The organism is Sphingomonas sp. FUKUSWIS1, from assembly GCF_000733135.1.
In the GTDB taxonomy this organism is placed as follows: domain Bacteria; phylum Pseudomonadota; class Alphaproteobacteria; order Sphingomonadales; family Sphingomonadaceae; genus Sphingomonas; species Sphingomonas aerolata.
Genome location: NZ_JPJC01000206.1, coordinates 1 through 15,860 on the forward strand (window position 1 = coordinate 1; position 15,860 = coordinate 15,860).

14 protein-coding genes are annotated in these 15,860 nt (G+C 67.4%); 13 read left to right on the forward strand and 1 reads right to left on the reverse strand.

Going from position 1 to position 15,860, the window contains the following annotated elements:
* The 6 genes from sphsw_RS12190 to sphsw_RS12215 all read left to right on the forward strand — a co-directional run.
* On the forward strand, nucleotides 1-228 hold a 228-nt coding region (locus sphsw_RS12190), incomplete at its 5' end, for a cytochrome c (RefSeq protein WP_031440856.1).
* A 13-nt stretch (nucleotides 229-241) separates the two neighbouring features.
* Nucleotides 242-1,153 (forward strand): hydroxypyruvate isomerase family protein, encoded by a 912-nt coding sequence (locus sphsw_RS12195; RefSeq protein ID WP_031440857.1) that lies wholly within the window; start codon nucleotides 242-244, stop codon nucleotides 1,151-1,153.
* A 26-nt stretch (nucleotides 1,154-1,179) separates the two neighbouring features.
* Nucleotides 1,180-1,995: a 3-keto-disaccharide hydrolase gene (locus tag sphsw_RS12200; RefSeq protein WP_192008155.1), complete on the forward strand. Its 816-nt coding sequence runs from the start codon at nucleotides 1,180-1,182 to the stop codon at nucleotides 1,993-1,995.
* Nucleotides 1,992-2,567: a gluconate 2-dehydrogenase subunit 3 family protein gene (locus sphsw_RS12205; RefSeq protein WP_031440859.1), complete on the forward strand. Its 576-nt coding sequence runs from the start codon at nucleotides 1,992-1,994 to the stop codon at nucleotides 2,565-2,567. Before sphsw_RS12200 ends, sphsw_RS12205 begins: the two co-directional genes overlap by 4 nt.
* On the forward strand, nucleotides 2,564-3,409 hold the full coding sequence (locus tag sphsw_RS12210; protein ID WP_031440860.1) for a sugar phosphate isomerase/epimerase family protein: 846 nt from the start codon (nucleotides 2,564-2,566) through the stop codon (nucleotides 3,407-3,409). Before sphsw_RS12205 ends, sphsw_RS12210 begins: the two co-directional genes overlap by 4 nt.
* A 21-nt stretch (nucleotides 3,410-3,430) precedes the next feature.
* Nucleotides 3,431-5,107: a GMC family oxidoreductase gene (locus tag sphsw_RS12215; protein ID WP_031440861.1), complete on the forward strand. Its 1,677-nt coding sequence runs from the start codon at nucleotides 3,431-3,433 to the stop codon at nucleotides 5,105-5,107.
* Nucleotides 5,108-5,164: 57 nt separating this feature from the next.
* Here the strand turns inward: sphsw_RS12215 and sphsw_RS12220 are convergent, their stop codons facing one another.
* Nucleotides 5,165-6,250, reverse strand: a complete 1,086-nt coding sequence (locus sphsw_RS12220) for a LacI family DNA-binding transcriptional regulator (RefSeq protein ID WP_031440862.1) — start codon at nucleotides 6,248-6,250, stop codon at nucleotides 5,165-5,167.
* A 259-nt stretch (nucleotides 6,251-6,509) separates the two neighbouring features.
* Here sphsw_RS12220 and sphsw_RS12225 point away from each other — a divergent pair, with 259 nt between their 5' ends.
* The 7 genes from sphsw_RS12225 to sphsw_RS12255 all read left to right on the forward strand — a co-directional run.
* Entirely contained in the window at nucleotides 6,510-7,682 is a 1,173-nt protein-coding gene (locus sphsw_RS12225; protein WP_235188383.1) for a glycoside hydrolase family 43 protein, read from the forward strand.
* On the forward strand, nucleotides 7,682-9,127 hold the full coding sequence (gene xylB / locus sphsw_RS12230) for a xylulokinase (RefSeq protein WP_031440864.1): 1,446 nt from the start codon (nucleotides 7,682-7,684) through the stop codon (nucleotides 9,125-9,127). Before sphsw_RS12225 ends, xylB begins: the two co-directional genes overlap by 1 nt.
* Nucleotides 9,128-9,136: 9 nt before the next feature.
* Entirely contained in the window at nucleotides 9,137-10,444 is a 1,308-nt protein-coding gene (xylA, locus tag sphsw_RS12235) for a xylose isomerase (RefSeq protein ID WP_031440865.1), read from the forward strand.
* Between the two features lie 398 nt (nucleotides 10,445-10,842).
* Nucleotides 10,843-12,093 carry an arsenic transporter gene (locus tag sphsw_RS12240; protein ID WP_031440866.1) on the forward strand — a complete coding sequence of 417 codons (1,251 nt, stop codon included), beginning with the start codon at nucleotides 10,843-10,845 and terminating at the stop codon, nucleotides 12,091-12,093.
* 53 nt (nucleotides 12,094-12,146) lie between these two features.
* Nucleotides 12,147-13,427: an MFS transporter gene (locus tag sphsw_RS12245; RefSeq protein ID WP_031440867.1), complete on the forward strand. Its 1,281-nt coding sequence runs from the start codon at nucleotides 12,147-12,149 to the stop codon at nucleotides 13,425-13,427.
* 102 nt (nucleotides 13,428-13,529) lie between these two features.
* Nucleotides 13,530-15,107, forward strand: a complete 1,578-nt coding sequence (gene nadB, locus sphsw_RS12250; protein ID WP_031440868.1) for an L-aspartate oxidase — start codon at nucleotides 13,530-13,532, stop codon at nucleotides 15,105-15,107.
* Between the two features lie 116 nt (nucleotides 15,108-15,223).
* Nucleotides 15,224-15,860 (forward strand): serine hydrolase (locus sphsw_RS12255; protein WP_200874036.1); only part of this gene is annotated, 637 nt, incomplete at its 3' end.

The window sequence follows — 15,860 nt, forward strand, 5'->3', positions numbered from 1 at the left end:
GGCCCCAATCTTCACGGCGTGGTCGGCCGTGCCGCCGCCGCGGCGCCGGGGTTCAATTATTCGCCCGCGCTGAAGGCGTCGAAGCTGCGCTGGGACGACGCGACGCTGAGCGAATATCTCGCCTCGCCGTCGAAGAAGGTCCCTGGATCGCGCATGCCGATCGCGACCCCGGATCCCGCGAAGCGCGCCGCGATCATCGCCTATCTAAAGGCGGCGGGCTCGAAATGAGACGGATCCGGCGATGACGCTCTCACGCCGCACGCTGATCGCGGCCGGCGCCGCAGTGTCGCTGCTCCCCGCGGGGATCGCCGCGCAGCGCCGCGGCACGACCGCCGCCCGCTTCTCGCTTGGCTATGCGCCGCATGAGGGCAGCTTTGCGAGCCGCGGCGGGTTGATCGAGCAGATCGCCTTCGCCGCCGACCAGGGCTTCACCGCTTGGGAGGACAATGAGGCCGCGGCCCGCCCCGTCGCCGACCAGGAGCGGATGGCCAAGGCACTGGCGCAGCGCGGCATGACGATGGGCGTCTTCGTCGCGAGCATGCCAAAATGGGCGAAGTCGCGGCCCCTGCTCGGCGCCAATGACGACGCCGATCGCGAAGGGTTCCTGACCGATATCCGCGCGTCGATCGCGGTCGCCAAGCGGCTGAACGCGACCCGGATGACCGTCGTCACCGGCTTCATGGACCCGAAACTGCCCGTCGAGATTCAGACGGCGCGCGTGATCGACGTCATGCGACGGGCCGGCGATATCGTCGCGCCGCACGGCATCGCGATGGTGATGGAGCCGCTCAACACGCGCACCAACCATCCCGGCGTCTATATGCAGACGATCGCGCAGGGCTATGCGGTCGCCCGCGGCGCGAACAGCCCTGCGGTCAAGATCCTGGCCGACCTCTACCATGAGCAGATCCAGTCGGGGAATCTGATCCCCACGCTGGACAGCTGCTGGAGCGAGATCGGCTATCTCCAGTTCGGCGACAATCCCGGCCGCAACGAGCCGATGACGGGCGAGATCAACTATGCCGCGATCGTCCGCTGGCTGCGCGGCCGGCGCTATGCGGGGGTAATCGGCATGGAACACGGCAATTCGGTGGCGGGACGTGCGGGCGAGGATCGCCTGATCGCCGCCTACCGCGCGATCGACGCGGCATGAGGGGGAAGAGCATGACGAGCTATGTGATGGCGGGGGTCGTCGCAGCGATGGCGCTGATGACAACGGGGTCCGTTGCCGCGCAGGACAAGCCGGGCTTCAAGGACACGCCGATGCTGCCCGGCGGCCAATGGCGTGTCCACGACGCCGACCGCCCTGCGCCCGTCGCCGTCGCGCCGGCCGCCACCCCCGGCGGTCCGCCCGCCGACGCGATCGTGCTGTTCGACGGCCGTTCGCTCGATGCGTGGAAGCCCGATCGCATCGCCTGGCCGATCGAGAACGGTGCGCTCATAATTCCGTCGCGCGCAAAAAGCGGCGGCGAGAACAATCTCGTCTCGAAACAGAGCTTCGGCGACGTGCAGATGCATCTCGAATTCCGCTCGCCCAATCCGCCGACCAAGAGCTCGCAGGACCGCGGCAACAGCGGCATCTGGTTCATGCAGCGCTACGAGCTGCAGATCCTCGACGGCTATCGGAACCCGACCTATGCCGATGGGACGGTGGGCGGGGTCTATGGCTGGAAGCCGCCGCTGGTGAACCCGGCGCGCAAACCCGGCGAATGGCAGACCTACGACATCGTGTTCGAGCGGCCGCGCTTTGCCGCCGACGGCAGTCTGGTTCGGCCAGCTTACGTGACCGCTTTGCTCAACGGCGTGCTCGTCCAGAACCACCAGGCGATGCTCGGCACGACCAACTGGCGCCATGTCGCACGCTATACCGCGCATCCCGATGCGGCGCCGATCCAGCTGCAGGACCATGATTCCCCCGTGGCGTTCCGCAACATCTGGATCCGCCCGCTGACCGATGCGGCAATCGCGCAGGACCTTGGAAAGGACGGTAAATGATCGATCGCAGAACCGCGCTGGCCGGTGTCGCCGGCATGTTCGGCGCAGCGCTCTATGCCCCGATCGCGCGCGCGGCCGGGCTCGCGCAGCAGCCGGCGGGCGGTATCCCGCCGATCAGCGAAGGGCCACCGAGCGCGCCGGTCTTCACGCCTGCACAACGTGCACTGATGACCGCGCTCAGCGAGCGCGTCCTGCCGACCACCGATACCCCCGGGGCGATCGCGGCGGACGTCCCTGCCTTTATCGAAAAGCTGCTGGCCGACTGGGCCCGACCCGAGGACCGCGTGCCGATCATCGCCGGGCTCGACGCGATCGAGGCGCGCTGTCTGCAGGACTACAAGGTCGCCGGCGCCCGGGCGACCGCGGCACAGCACGACGCGCTGCTCACCCTGGCGATGAACGACGGCCTGCCGTCGGGCGGCGCGTTCTTCACCGCATTCCGACAGCTCGTCATCACCGGCTATTACACGTCCGAAATCGGCATCACGCAGGAACGCGAATATCTGCCGGTGCCGGGCGAATATAACGGTGCCTTCCCCTATTCCCAGGTCAACAAGGTGTATTCCTCATGATCCTCAGCCGTAGAACCCTGCTTACGGGCACCGGTGCGGTGGCGGCGCTCGCGCTGGTCGATCGCTCGATCTCCCCCGCCTCCGCCGCACAGCTCAAGGCGATCGGCCTGCAGCTTTATACCGTGCGCGAGCTGTTCGCGAAGGACCCCGTCGCCACGCTCGAGGCGGTTGCGCGGATCGGCTACCGCGAGGTCGAATTCGGCGGCGGCGGGTACGAGACGATGGATCATGCGCTGCTGCGCAAGACCATGGACCGGCTCGGCCTGACCGCACCCTCGGTGCATATCGGCTATGACGCGCTGCTTCAGCGGTTCGAACCGTCGGTGGCGATGGCGAGGACGCTCGGCGCGAAGACGGTCGTGCTGCCGTACATGACTGACGAGCATCGCAACGAACAGGGCTGGAACGCCGCGCTGCCCAATTTCAACCGCTTCGCGACGCAGCTGAAGTCGGCGGGGTTCGGCTTTGCCTATCACAACCATGATTTCGAATTCACGATCCGGCCCGGCGGGGTCAGCCTGTACGACCGCCTGCTCAGGGAAACCGATCCCGCGCTCGTCAAGCTCGAGCTCGATATCTACTGGGCGGCGCATGCGGGCGAGGATCCCGCGGCGCTGATCGACCGGCTGTCCACCCGCCTCTACGCCTATCACGTCAAGGACATGCGCCCCGATCGCAGCATGACCGCGGTCGGCCAGGGCACGCTCGACTTTGCCGCGCTGTTCAAGCGCAAGTCGGGCGCCGGCGTGCAGCATTTCTACGTCGAGAACGACCAGGCGCCCGCGCCCTATCTGCCCGACATCACCACCAGCTTCCGGACGCTGCGCGCACTGCGCTTCTGATCGAGACAGGAGACCAAGACCATGGCCGCAACCAACAGGTTCGACGCGATCGTCATAGGATCGGGCGTGAGCGGCGGGTTCGCTGCGAAGGAACTCACCGAAAAGGGCCTGCGCGTCCTGATGCTCGACCGCGGCGTGATGGTCGAGCACGGCGAAGGCTATGCCTATGATGGCAAGCCCGCCTACGAGGTGCCTGCGCGGAACATCATGCCCCCGGCGCTCGTCAAAAGCGATTATTTCATCGCCAAGCACGGCTATGTCGCACCCAGCAACCGCGCCTTCTACAATGACGACCGGCTGAACCCCTATGCCTATGACGAGGGCAGCAAATTCTACTGGATCCGGCCCGCGGCGGTCGGCGGCAAGTCGCTGATCTGGGGACGCTGGTGCTTCCGGTGGAGCGAGGAGGATTTCGAGGCGAACAAGCGTGACGGAATCGATGGCGACTGGCCGATCCGCTATGGCGACGTCGCGCCCTGGTACAGCTATGTCGAGAAATATATCGGCGTGTCCGGCTCGCGCGAGAATCTACCCTATCTGCCGGACAGCGAATTCCAGCCCCCCATCCCGATGAACGTCGCGGAAAAGTGGCTGAAGCAGAATCTGGAAAGCCGCTTCCCCGGTCGCAAGCTGATCAACACGCGCCTGTCCAACATGACCGAGGACAAGCCCGAGCAGAACCGGACCAAATGCCAGTTCCGCAACCAGTGCAGCAATGGCTGCTCGTTCGGCGCCTATTTCTCGACCCAGGCGGTGACGCTGCCCGCGGCGCGCGCGACCGGCCGATTGACGCTGCAGTCGGACGCGGTCGTCACCAGCCTTGATTATGATCCCAAGGCCAAGCGCGTGACCGGCGTCCGCTACATCGATACCAAGACCGGCCAGGCGCAGTCGGTCCAGGCGGACCTCGTCTTCCTCTGCGCCTCGGCGATGGCATCGACGCAGATCCTGCTCAATTCGCGTCCGGCGGGCAGCGATCGCAGCCATTTCGACACGAGCGGCACGCTCGGCCGCTATGTGATGGACCATATCTTCCGCGTCGGGGTCGACGGCGAGATCGGCGGGATGCAGGAGTTCATCGAATATGGCCGCCGCCCGGGGGGCGTCTATATCCCGCGCTTCCGCAACATCGGCGGCGACGACGGCGTCGGCTTCAAACGCGGCTATGGCTATCAGGGCGGCGCCTATCGCACGCCTGCGGCACCCGTCGGGTTCGGCGCTTCGATGAAGCACGGGATGCGCAACTATGCGCCGTGGCACTTCAGCATGGGCGCGTTCGGCGAATGCCTGCCCTATGCCGACAATCATGTGTCGCTGCATGCGTCGAAGGTCGACCGGTTCGGGGTGCCGCTGCTCCGGTTCGACGTGCGCTTCCACGACAACGAACTCAAGATGATGGCCGATGCGCGGGCGCAGGGCGAGGCGATGCTTCGCGGGGCCGGGCTGACCAACGTCAAGAGTTCGGAACAGGAGCACGTCCCCGGTGACGCGATCCACGAGATGGGCGGCGCGCGCATGGGTCGCGATCCGCGTACTTCGGTGCTGGACGCGTGGAGCCGCGCGCACGAGGCCACCAACCTCTACGTCACCGACGGCGCGCAGATGGCTTCGGCCTCCTGCGTCAATCCGTCGCTCACCTTCATGGCACTGACCGCGCGCGCCGCCGACCACGCGGTGAAGCAGCGCACCCGCGCCTGATCGGCCCCCGCCACCCATCGATGATATCGCTATCATCGATGGGTGGCGGGTGACGGATCAGTCGACGGAGACCTTGGGCCTGCGCCGCGGTGCCGAGTCGGACTGGCGCCGGATCAGCGTAAAATCGAACGTCTTGTGCCGGTCCTGCGGATCGATCGCCTGCGACCGGCGGATGGTCGAGGCGAGCATTTCTACCGCAGACCGCGCCATGTCCGCGATCGGCTGGTGGATCGTCGTCAATTCGGGCCAGATCGCGGTCGACAAAGTCGTGTCGTCGAACCCGCACACCGTCAGGTCGCCCGGCACGTCGAGCCCGCGCCGATGCGCGACCGCGACCGTCGCAGCCGCCATGTCGTCGTTCGACGAGAAGATCGCCGATGGCTGCTCGGCGAGCCCCAGCAGCGTCTCGGCCGCATCGAGCCCCGATCGGTAGGTGAACAGCCCGTGCGCGATCAGCGACTCGTCGCGCGCGATCCCGGCCTCGTCCAGCGCCGCCGCATAGCCTTCGAGCCGGCGCGCACTCGACGACAAATTGGGGTTGCCGGTGATGAAGCCGATCCGGCGATGGCCCAGCGCGATGATGTGCCGGGTCATCGTCAGCGCCGCCTCGCGGTCGTCGATGCGGATCGCCAGCATGTCGGGCACGGGCAGCCCGCTCGCCAGCGACACGGTCGGGACGTGTGCCGCCGCTAGCAGGTCGAGCACCGCATCCGCCTCGCACAACGGCGGCGGCAGGATGATGCCGTCGATCCCGCCCTCGATCAGGTGACGCGTCACCGCGATCTCGTGCTCGCCCAGGTCGCATTTCTCGATGATGATCTGCACGTCGCTGCGCGCCGCCTGGTCGAGGCTGCCGAGCAGGAACTCGCTGAGAAAGCCCGCGCTCGGGTTGCTGTAGAGCAGGCCGATGCGGACCTGCCCCGCCCCGGCCAGGCTGCGCGCGGCCGGGTTGGGCGCATAGTTCAGCGTCGCGATCGCGTGAGTCACCGCATCGCGCGTCGCGGCGCGCACATTGCTCGTGCCGTTGATCACGCGCGACACGGTCATCGGCGAGACCCCGGCGAGTCGCGCGACGTCGCTGATGGTCGGCGCGCCGCCGGTGCGCCGCGAAGTCTTGACGCGGCCGATCGAGGAAGTGTTCATGTACCAACCGTTAGCGCACCCCCTTGACGCGGCAAAGCCCCACGCGATCCGATCCCGAGTCGGTCAACGTCGTCGGACCCCGATGGACGGCTCGCCCCGTTGCGGGACCCCGGCCGTTCTTTTCACGGGGTATTTTTCGTGCGCGATGATGCGGAACCCCCTTGCTCCGGCGCACGGGAGGGATATGATAGCGCTATCTCCCGCCACGGCGGAGGACAGGTCTCGTAGAAGACCGGTTTTTAGGAAGGATCATAAGGTCATGCGCCTCCGTTTCCCCATGCCTGCCCGCCGTGCGCGCGCGGTCCCGTTGCTGGCCGCCTCCGCTCTGGTCGTTCCCGTGCTGGCGGGTCTCGCACCCACATTGTTCACGGGCGGGACCGCGACGGCGCAGTCCGCCGCCAAACCGCAGGGCGAACCGCGCAGCCCCGAGGGCAAGCGCTATCTGTCGCAGCCGCTGGTCACCAGCATCTACACCGCCGACCCGTCCGCGCATGTCTTCAACGGCAAGATCTATGTCTATCCGAGCCACGACATCGACGTGACGACCGCCGACGACGATCTGGGCAACCAATATGCGATGCGCGACTACCGCGTGCTGTCGATGGACCGGATCGGCGGGCCGGTGAAGGTGAACCCCGTCGCGCTCGACGTGAAGGACGTGCCCTGGGCGTCGCAGCAGATGTGGGCGCCCGACGCGGCCTATAAGAACGGCACCTATTATCTGTATTTCCCGGTGCGCGACAAACAGCTCGACAAGAACGGGCTCGGCACCTTCCGCATCGGCGTCGCGACGTCGAAGAGCCCGGTCGGCCCGTTCAAGGCGGACCCCAAGCCGATCGCGGGCAGCTTCTCGATGGATCCCGCGGTGTTCACCGACGCGAACGGCGCCAGCTACATGTATTTCGGCGGCATCTGGGGCGGCCAGCTGCAGCGCTGGAAGGACGGCAAGTTCGATCCCAACGGCTCCGACACCGATCTCGGCCAGGACGACCAGCCCGCGCTGTCGGGCAAGATCGCGCGGTTGAACCCCGACATGAAGAGCTTTGCCGAGACGCCGCGCGACGTCCAGATCCTCGACGAGGCCGGCAAGCCCGTGCTCGGCGGCGATCATGAGCGGCGCTTCTTCGAGGCGTCCTGGGTCTTCAAGCGCGGTGGCAAATATTATTACACCTACTCGACCGGCGACACGCACTTCCTGAACTATGCGACCGGCGACAACCCGTACGGGCCGTTCACCTACAAGGGGCATATCCTGAAGCCGGTGCAGGGCTGGACGAGCCACCATTCGATCATCGAGTGGAACAAGAAATGGTGGCTGTTCTATGCGGACACGCAGCTGAGCAACAAGAACCACCTGCGCAACGTCAAGGTGACCGAGCTGAAGTTCGCGCCCGACGGCTCGATCCCCACCATCGATCCGTTCGTCAACTGATGTTCCTCGGAATCGACATCGGCACCTCCGGCGTGAAAGCCGTGGTGCTCGACGAGGCCGGCAGCGTCGTCGGCCAGGGCGTCGCCGCGCTGAGCGTCCAGCGGCCGCATCCGCTCTGGTCCGAACAGGATCCCGATGCGTGGTGGCATGCGACCACCGCGGCGGTCCAGGCCATCGACCCGGCCGTCCGCCGTTCGGTCCGCGGCGTCGGGCTTGCCGGGCAGATGCACGGCGCGACCCTGCTCGACGCCGACGACCGCCCTTTACGCCCCGCGATCCTGTGGAACGACGGCCGCAGCTTTGCTGAGTGCGAAGCGATGGAGCGTGCGGTGCCCGATCTGCGCGCAATCGCGGGCAACATCGCGATGCCGGGCTTCACCGCGCCCAAGCTGCTCTGGGTGCGCGAGCATGAGCCCGAGATCTTCGCAAAGATCGCGACCGTGCTGCTGCCCAAGGACTATGTCCGCCTGCTGATGACCGGCGACAAGGCGTCCGACCTGTCGGACAGCGCAGGGACCCTGTGGCTCGACGTCGCCGCGCGGAGCTGGAGCGACGCGCTGCTGGCCGCGTGCGGGCTGACGCAGGCGCAGATGCCACGGCTGTACGAAGGCTCCGAGATCACCGGCACGCTGACCGCCGAGGTCGCCGAACTCTGGGGCATGCCGCCGGTCCCCGTCGCGGCGGGGGGTGGCGACAATGCCGCGGGTGCGGTCGGCGTCGGCGTGGTCGCGGACGGCGATGCATTGCTCTCGCTCGGCACCTCGGGCGTGATCTTCGTTGCGACCAGCGACTTCCGCCCCAACGCCGATAGCGCGGTCCATGCCTTCTGCCACGCGCTGCCGGGCATGTGGCACCAGATGTCGGTCCATCTGTCGGCCGCGTCGTGCATCGACTGGGTCGCGAGGATCACCGGCGCGACCGGCCCGGCCGACCTGTTCGCACGCGCCGAAGCCGCCGGTCCTGCCAGCGGCCCCGAGATCTTCCTCCCCTATCTCTCGGGCGAGCGCACGCCGCACAATGATGCCGAGGTCCGCGGCGCGTTTCTCCGGCTCGACAACGACACCGATGCCGGCCGTCTGTCGCAGGCGGTGCTCGAGGGCGTCGCCTTCGCGCTCGCCGACGGGCTCGACGTGCTGCGCGCGGCGGGGACGACGGTCGAACGCCTCGCGGTCATCGGCGGCGGCGCGCGCTCGCGCTACTGGGGCGCGGTGCTCGCCGCGGCGATGGAGGTCGAACTCGTCTATCTCCAGGGCGGCGAGGTCGGCCCCGCGCTCGGCGCCGCGCGGCTCGCGCAGCTCGGTGTCGATGGCGGCGATCCTGCGACGGTCTGCGTCGCACCGCCCGTGTCGCACCGCATCGCCCCCGACCCCGCACTCGTCGCCGCGCTCGCCGAGAAAAAGGCGGCGTTCCGCCAGGCCTATCCCCGTATCACCCCCAAGTCATAGGAATCCCCGATGTCCGACTTCTTCGCCGATATCCCCCAGATCAAATATGAGGGCCCCGACAGCAGCAACGAGCTGGCCTATCGCTATTACGACAAGACCAAGGTCGTGCTCGGCAAGACGATGGAGGAGCATCTGCGCTTCGCCGCGTGCTTCTGGCACACCTTCTGCTGGCCGGGGTCGGACGTGTTCGGCGGGGGCACGTTCAACCGCCCCTGGCATGCCGGCGCCAACGACTCGGCTGCCGCAGCGCACAAGCGCGAGGTCGCGTTCGACTTCTTCAAGAAGCTCGACGTGCCCTATTACTGCTTCCACGACGTCGACGTCATGGCGGATGCCGCCAATGTGACCGAGCATCGCCGGTTCTTCGCCGAAGCCGTCGACCACCTCGAACAGCTCCAGGCCGCGTCGGGCCGCAAGCTCCTCTGGGGCACCGCCAACGCGTTCAGCCATCCGCGCTATGCCGCCGGCGCGTCGACCAACCCCGATCCCGAAGTCTATGCCTTTGCCGCGCTGCAGGTCCGCGACGCGCTCGAGGCGACGCATCGCCTCGGCGGCCAGAACTACGTGCTGTGGGGCGGTCGCGAAGGCTATGAGACGCTGCTCAACACCGACATGAAGCGCGAACTCGACAATTTCGGCCGCTTCCTGAGCCTGGTCGTCGAGCACAAGCACAAGATCGGCTTCACCGGCACGATCCTGATCGAACCCAAGCCGCACGAGCCGACCAAGCATCAGTACGACTTCGACACCGCGACGGTGTACGGCTTCCTCAAGCGCTACGGGCTCGAGAACGAGGTGCGCGTCAACATCGAGGCGAACCACGCCACGCTGTCGGGGCATACCTTCGAACACGAGATCGCGACCGCCAACGCGCTCGGCATCTTCGGGTCGATCGACGCCAATCGCGGCGATCCGCAGAATGGCTGGGATACCGACCAGTTCCCCAATTCGGTCGAGGAACTGACGCTGGCGATGGTCGAGATCCTGCGCGGCGGCGGCTTCACCACGGGCGGCTTCAACTTCGACGCCAAGGTCCGGCGCCAGAGCATGGACGCGGCCGACCTGTTCTACGGCCATGTCGGCGGCATCGACGTCGTCGCGAAGGGCCTGCTCGCCGCTGCCGCGATCATCGAGGATGGTCGGGTCGATGCGATCAAGGCCAAGCGCTATGCCGGCTGGGACGGTGACTTCGGCAGCACGATCGGCGGGCTGGATCTGGCCGGTATTGCCGATCTTGCGGTCGAGCGCGACATCGATCCGAAGCCGGTTTCGGGCCAGCAGGAACGCCTTGAAAACCTGATCAACCGCTTCCTCTGATCAACCCGCGACGCCGGGGCCACGTCCTGACGGACGGGCCCCGGCCTTGCCGCCGCTCGCCGCCCAGCCGCTGCGATCAAGCCGCTGGGAACAGGCGATAAACCCGTCAATCCGGGTCCGATTGCCACATGAACGATTTGTCACGATCGCGGCGGGGCCCTTTGCCCCTGCTGCTGTGTTGTCGCGCCTGACACCAGTTGTCCACAAGTCATGTCAGGGGCCGGATCGATGCGTAACACAATCATTAGGGCAACGACACTTCCCGATCACGCCGCCTAGTCTGAAAGGACCATGGCGAGGACCAGGGTGATGACCGGCTATGCTAGTCATTGTGGCGATAATAACTGCCGTGTCGCGCCGGATCGGTGCCGCATCGGAAAATGCGACGGACACTGCGCGTGCCCCCCGAGACTAGCCTGACCTGGGCAATCTGCGCGGCGGCGACGGCCGGGGTGATCGCGCGCCCGTTCCGCCTGCCCGAGGCGGTGTGGGCGGTCGCCGGCGCGGTCGCGCTGCTCACGCTGGGTCTGTTGCCGCTCGCTGCCGGGCTGGCCGCGGTCGGCAAGGGCATGGACGTCTATCTCTTCCTGATCGGCATGATGCTGCTCAGCGAGACCGCGCGTCAGCAGGGCCTGTTCGACTGGATCGCCGCGACCGCCGCGCGCGGCGCGCGGGGGTCGCCCGTCCGCCTGTTCGCGCTCGTCTACGTCACCGGGATCGTCACCACGACCTTCCTGTCGAACGACGCCACCGCGGTCGTGCTCACGCCCGCCGTCTATGCCGCCGCGCGCAAGGCGAAGGCGGATCCGCTGCCGCTGCTGTTCGCCTGCGCGCTCATCGCCAACGCGGCAAGCTTCGTGCTGCCCATCTCCAATCCGGCGAACCTCGTGCTCTATGGCGGCACGATGCCCCCGCTCGGCCAGTGGTTCGCGTCATTCGCGCTGCCATCGGTCGCGGCGATCGTCGTGACCTACGGCGCGCTCCGCTGGACCGAGCGTGCGCGGCTCGTCGGACAGTGCGAGACGGAGATCGCACGTACGCCGCTGACCCTCGGCGGCAAGGCGGCGCTGGCAGGGATCGTCGTCACGGCGGTCGTGTTGTTGCTGGCCTCGGCGTTCGACGTGCAACTCGGGTTGCCGACCTGCATCGCCGGGGTCGCGACGACGCTCGCCATCTGCCTGCTGGTCCGCATGTCACCCCTCATGGTCGTGCGCGACGTGTCGTGGAGCGTGCTGCCGCTCGTCGCCGGGCTGTTCGTGCTGGTCGAGGCGCTCGATCATAGCGGCGTCATCGGCCACGTCGCGGCGTGGTTGCGTGCAGAGGCCGCCGATCCGGCGCGCGCGGCGATGACCGCGGGGACCCTGCTCGCTTTCGGGTCGAACCTGGTCAACAATCTTCCCGCCGGGCTGATCGCGAGCACCGCGGTCGCGCAGGCGCAGCCGCCGCGCGTCGTCGTCGATGCGCTGCTGATCGGCGTCGATCTTGGCCCCAACCTGTCGATCACCGGGTCGCTCGCGACGATCCTGTGGCTCCAGGCGATCCGCCGCGAAGGCCTCGATGTCGGGTTCCTGCGCTTCCTGAAGGTCGGCGCGGTGACGATGATTCCCGCGCTCGCCGCCGCGCTCGGCACGCGCCTGCTGATCGGCTGACCCTCGACGCTCCCCTCTGCCCGCCCCCTCTTTCCCAGGACCAAGGACCGACCATGGCGACCCTCTCCGCTTCCCTGCCCTCCCGCCACCCCCCCGGCGGCAAAGCTCCGCACCGTCATGCGCCGGCGGGACGCACGCTCGATGCGCTCAACTTCTTCCTTGCCGACGTGCGCGACGGGCTCGGGCCCTATCTCGCCATCTATCTGGTCGCGGTCCGCGGCCCCGCGCATGGCTGGAACGAGGCGACGGTCGGGCTGGTCCTGACGATCGCCGGGATCGTCGGCCTGATCGCGCAGACGCCCGCCGGCAGCCTGATCGACAAGAGCCGCAACAAGCCGCGGATCGTCATGGTGGCAGCGTTGCTGGTGACGTTGGCCAGCGTATCGCTGCCGTTCGTCACGGGCTTCACCGTGGTGACCATCACCCAGTCGGTCGCCGCCGTCGCGGGCGCGATCTTCGCCCCCGCGATCTCGGCGATCACGCTCGGTCTGGTCGGGCCGAAGATGTTCGCCAAGCGGGTCGGCCGTAACGAGGCGTTCAACCATGCCGGCAATGCGGTGTCCGCCGGGCTCGCGGGCGTGCTCGCCTGGACGTTCGGACCGGTCGTGGTCTTCTGGCTGATGGGCGCGCTGACCGTTGCAAGCATCGTCACCGCGACGCGGCTCCACAACGACGATATCGACAATGCCGTCGCGCGTGGCCTCGACTGCGAGCCCGATGCGGACTGCGACGAGCCGAGCGGCTGGAAGACGCTGATCGAGAACCGCCCGCTAATGACCTTTGCGGTGATCGCGTTCCTCTTCCATCTGGCGAATGCCGCGATGCTGACCTCGGTCAGCCAACTGCTCGCGCGCACCGTCGGCAAGGATCAGGCGACGTCGCTGACCGCCGCGTGCATCGTCGCGGCACAGCTCGTGATGGTGCCCGTCGCGATCTTCGTCGGCCGGCATGCCGAACGGCTCGGCACCAAGCCGCTGTTCCTCGTCGCCTTCGGATTCCTCGCCGCGCGCGGCGCGCTCTACACGCTGTCCGACGACCCTTATTGGCTGGTCGGCGTGCAGGCGCTGGACGGCGTCGGCGCGGGCATTTTCGGCGCGCTGTTCCCCGTCGTGATCGCCGACCTGACCGAGGGCAGCGGCCGGTTCAACGTCAGCCAGGGCGCGGTCGCGACGACGCAGGGGCTCGGCGCGGCGCTGTCGGCGACGCTGGCGGGATCGATCATCGTCTGGGCAGGCTATAGCGCGAACTTCCTGACGCTCGCGGCGATCGCGGGGGCCGGGTTCCTGCTCTATCTGGTCACGATGCCCGAGACGAAAAAGCGCGCGCGCGGATAAGTCCGGGCGATCGATCCGAACACCCCCCTGTCCTGTGGTCTCACTTTCGTGCAACAGCAGGACCCCGCATCACCCTGTCCCCTGCCCCGGATCCCGAGCCGCATGACCAGCGACATTCTCATCATCGGTTCCGGCGCGGCCGGGCTGACCGCCGCGCTCACCCTCGCCGACCGTTTCACCGTCACCGTGCTCGCCAAGGGGGCGCTGAACGAAGGGTCGACCGCTTGGGCACAGGGCGGGATCGCCGCGGTACTCGAACCCGGCGACACGTTCGAGAATCATGTCGAGGACACGATGGTCGCCGGCGCCGGGCTGAACGATCGCGGGATCGTCGAGATGGTGGTCGAGGGCGCGCCGGCCGCGATCGAACGACTCACGCATCTCGGCGTGCCGTTCGAGACCGAAGGGAACGCGCTGCACCTGACGCGCGAGGGCGGCCACAGTCATCGCCGGATCGTCCATGTCGCCGACGCGACCGGCTGGGCGGTGCAGGAGGCGCTGCAGAGAGCCGCCGAAGCGCACCCCAACATCACGCTGGTCCCCGACCAGGTCGCGATCGACCTCGCCACCGGGCGGCACGAGATGCGCTATTCGGGCGCAGGCCGGGTCTGGGGCGTCTATGCGGTCGACCGCGGCACCGGACGCGTCGCGCTCTACACGGCGCGCGCGACGATCCTCGCGACCGGGGGTGCGGGCCGCACTTACCTGTTCTCGACCGCGCCACGCGGCGCGACGGGCGACGGCATCGCGATGGCTTGGCGCGCGGGCGCGCGCGTGTCGAACATGGAGATGATGCAGTTCCACCCGACCTGCCTCTACAATCTGGAGGTCAAGAACTTCCTGATCACCGAGGCGGTGCGCGGCGAAGGCGGACGGTTGATCAACCCGACCACCGGCAAGCGTTTCATGACCTATTATGATCCCGTCCGGATGGAGCTGGCGCCGCGCGATATCGTCGCGCGCGCGATCGATGCCGAGATCAAGCGCTACGGGCTCGATTACGTCCATCTCGACATCAGCCACATGCCCGCCGACTTCATCCGGCATCATTTTCCGAACATTCACGAAAAGCTGCTGACCGTCGGGATAGACATGACGACGCAGCCGATCCCCGTCGTCCCTGCCCAGCATTACACCTGTGGCGGGATCGTCGTCGACGAGCATGGCAAGACCGACCTTCCCGGGCTCTATGCGGCGGGCGAATGCACCGAATCGGGGCTGCACGGCGCGAACCGGCTGGCGTCAAACTCATTGCTCGAATGCTTCGTGTTCGGCGAGGCCGCGGCGGACAGCATCGCCGCCGATTGGGACAGCCTGCCCCCGCCGCCGCCGATCCGCCCCTGGGACGAAAGCCGCGTCACCGATTCCGACGAGGAAGTGGTCATCAAGCAGACCTGGACCGAGATCCGCCGCTTCATGTGGAATTATGTCGGCATCGTCCGCACCACCAAAAGGCTCGAACGCGCACAGCACCGGATCGCGATGCTGAACGAGGAGGTCGCCGAATATTACCAGCATTTCCGCGTCACGCCCGACCTGATCGAACTGCGCAACCTGCTCCAGACCGCCGAACTGATCGTCCGCTCGGCGCTGCACCGTCACGAAAGCCGCGGCCTGCACTACACGCTCGATTATCCGCAGATGCTGCCGGAGGCGGTCGACACGGTCCTGACGCCCTGACGTTCCACGTCCCGGCGCGCCGTGCGTGCAGTTCGTCGCAGCGAGGCACGCGGGGCGTATCGCGGCGATCGGGACCGTATCAGGATCGTAGCGCTATCGCAGGATATCCGACACCCATGGCAATTGGCAGGTTCGCGCGTCTTTTCGTGACCGGCGGCATCGCGCTCGCGCTGACCGGCTGTGGCTCGACGTCGCGCCCCGGGGCGACCGGCGCCGCGCCGCAGGGCGATGGAACCGCCAGCGTATCGATCCCGGTCCCATTGCCCACCGCACGCGCCACCCGTGCCGCGCCCGCTCCGCTGGTCACCGCGATCGACGCCTTGCACCATGATTTTGCGGGCAAGGCGGGGATCGCGATCCGCGCGGTGGACGAGGGCTGGACGGTCGAGGCCGGCGGGCGCCAGCGCCTGCCGCAGCAATCGGTCAGCAAGCTTTGGGTCGCGATCACGCTGCTTGACCTGCGCGACCAGGGCAAGGCGAAGCTCGAGGATCCGGTCGTCGTCCGCGCGGAGGACCTGACGCTGTTCCATCAGCCGATCGCGATGCTCGTCACCGGCGACGGCTATCACACCACCGTCGGCGAATTGCTCAGGCGCGCGCTGACGCATAGCGACAATACCGCGAACGACCGGCTGCTGAGCTATGTCGGCGGCCCGCGGGCGGTGCGCGGCATGATCCTGCGCAAACAGCTGGGCGAGATCCGCTTCGGTCCGGGCGAGCGGCTGTTGCAAAGCGGGACGGCGGGGCTCGTCT

Coding starts and splice junctions, on each gene's coding strand:
- sphsw_RS12195 (WP_031440857.1), top strand. CDS start 242: ATGACGCTCTCACGCCGCACGCTGATCGCGGCCGGCGCCGCAGTGTCG.
- sphsw_RS12200 (WP_192008155.1), top strand. CDS start 1,180: ATGGCGGGGGTCGTCGCAGCGATGGCGCTGATGACAACGGGGTCCGTT.
- sphsw_RS12205 (WP_031440859.1), top strand. CDS start 1,992: ATGATCGATCGCAGAACCGCGCTGGCCGGTGTCGCCGGCATGTTCGGC.
- sphsw_RS12210 (WP_031440860.1), top strand. CDS start 2,564: ATGATCCTCAGCCGTAGAACCCTGCTTACGGGCACCGGTGCGGTGGCG.
- sphsw_RS12215 (WP_031440861.1), top strand. CDS start 3,431: ATGGCCGCAACCAACAGGTTCGACGCGATCGTCATAGGATCGGGCGTG.
- sphsw_RS12220 (WP_031440862.1), bottom strand. CDS start 6,250: ATGAACACTTCCTCGATCGGCCGCGTCAAGACTTCGCGGCGCACCGGC.
- sphsw_RS12225 (WP_235188383.1), top strand. CDS start 6,510: ATGCGCCTCCGTTTCCCCATGCCTGCCCGCCGTGCGCGCGCGGTCCCG.
- xylB (WP_031440864.1), top strand. CDS start 7,682: ATGTTCCTCGGAATCGACATCGGCACCTCCGGCGTGAAAGCCGTGGTG.
- xylA (WP_031440865.1), top strand. CDS start 9,137: ATGTCCGACTTCTTCGCCGATATCCCCCAGATCAAATATGAGGGCCCC.
- sphsw_RS12245 (WP_031440867.1), top strand. CDS start 12,147: ATGGCGACCCTCTCCGCTTCCCTGCCCTCCCGCCACCCCCCCGGCGGC.
- nadB (WP_031440868.1), top strand. CDS start 13,530: ATGACCAGCGACATTCTCATCATCGGTTCCGGCGCGGCCGGGCTGACC.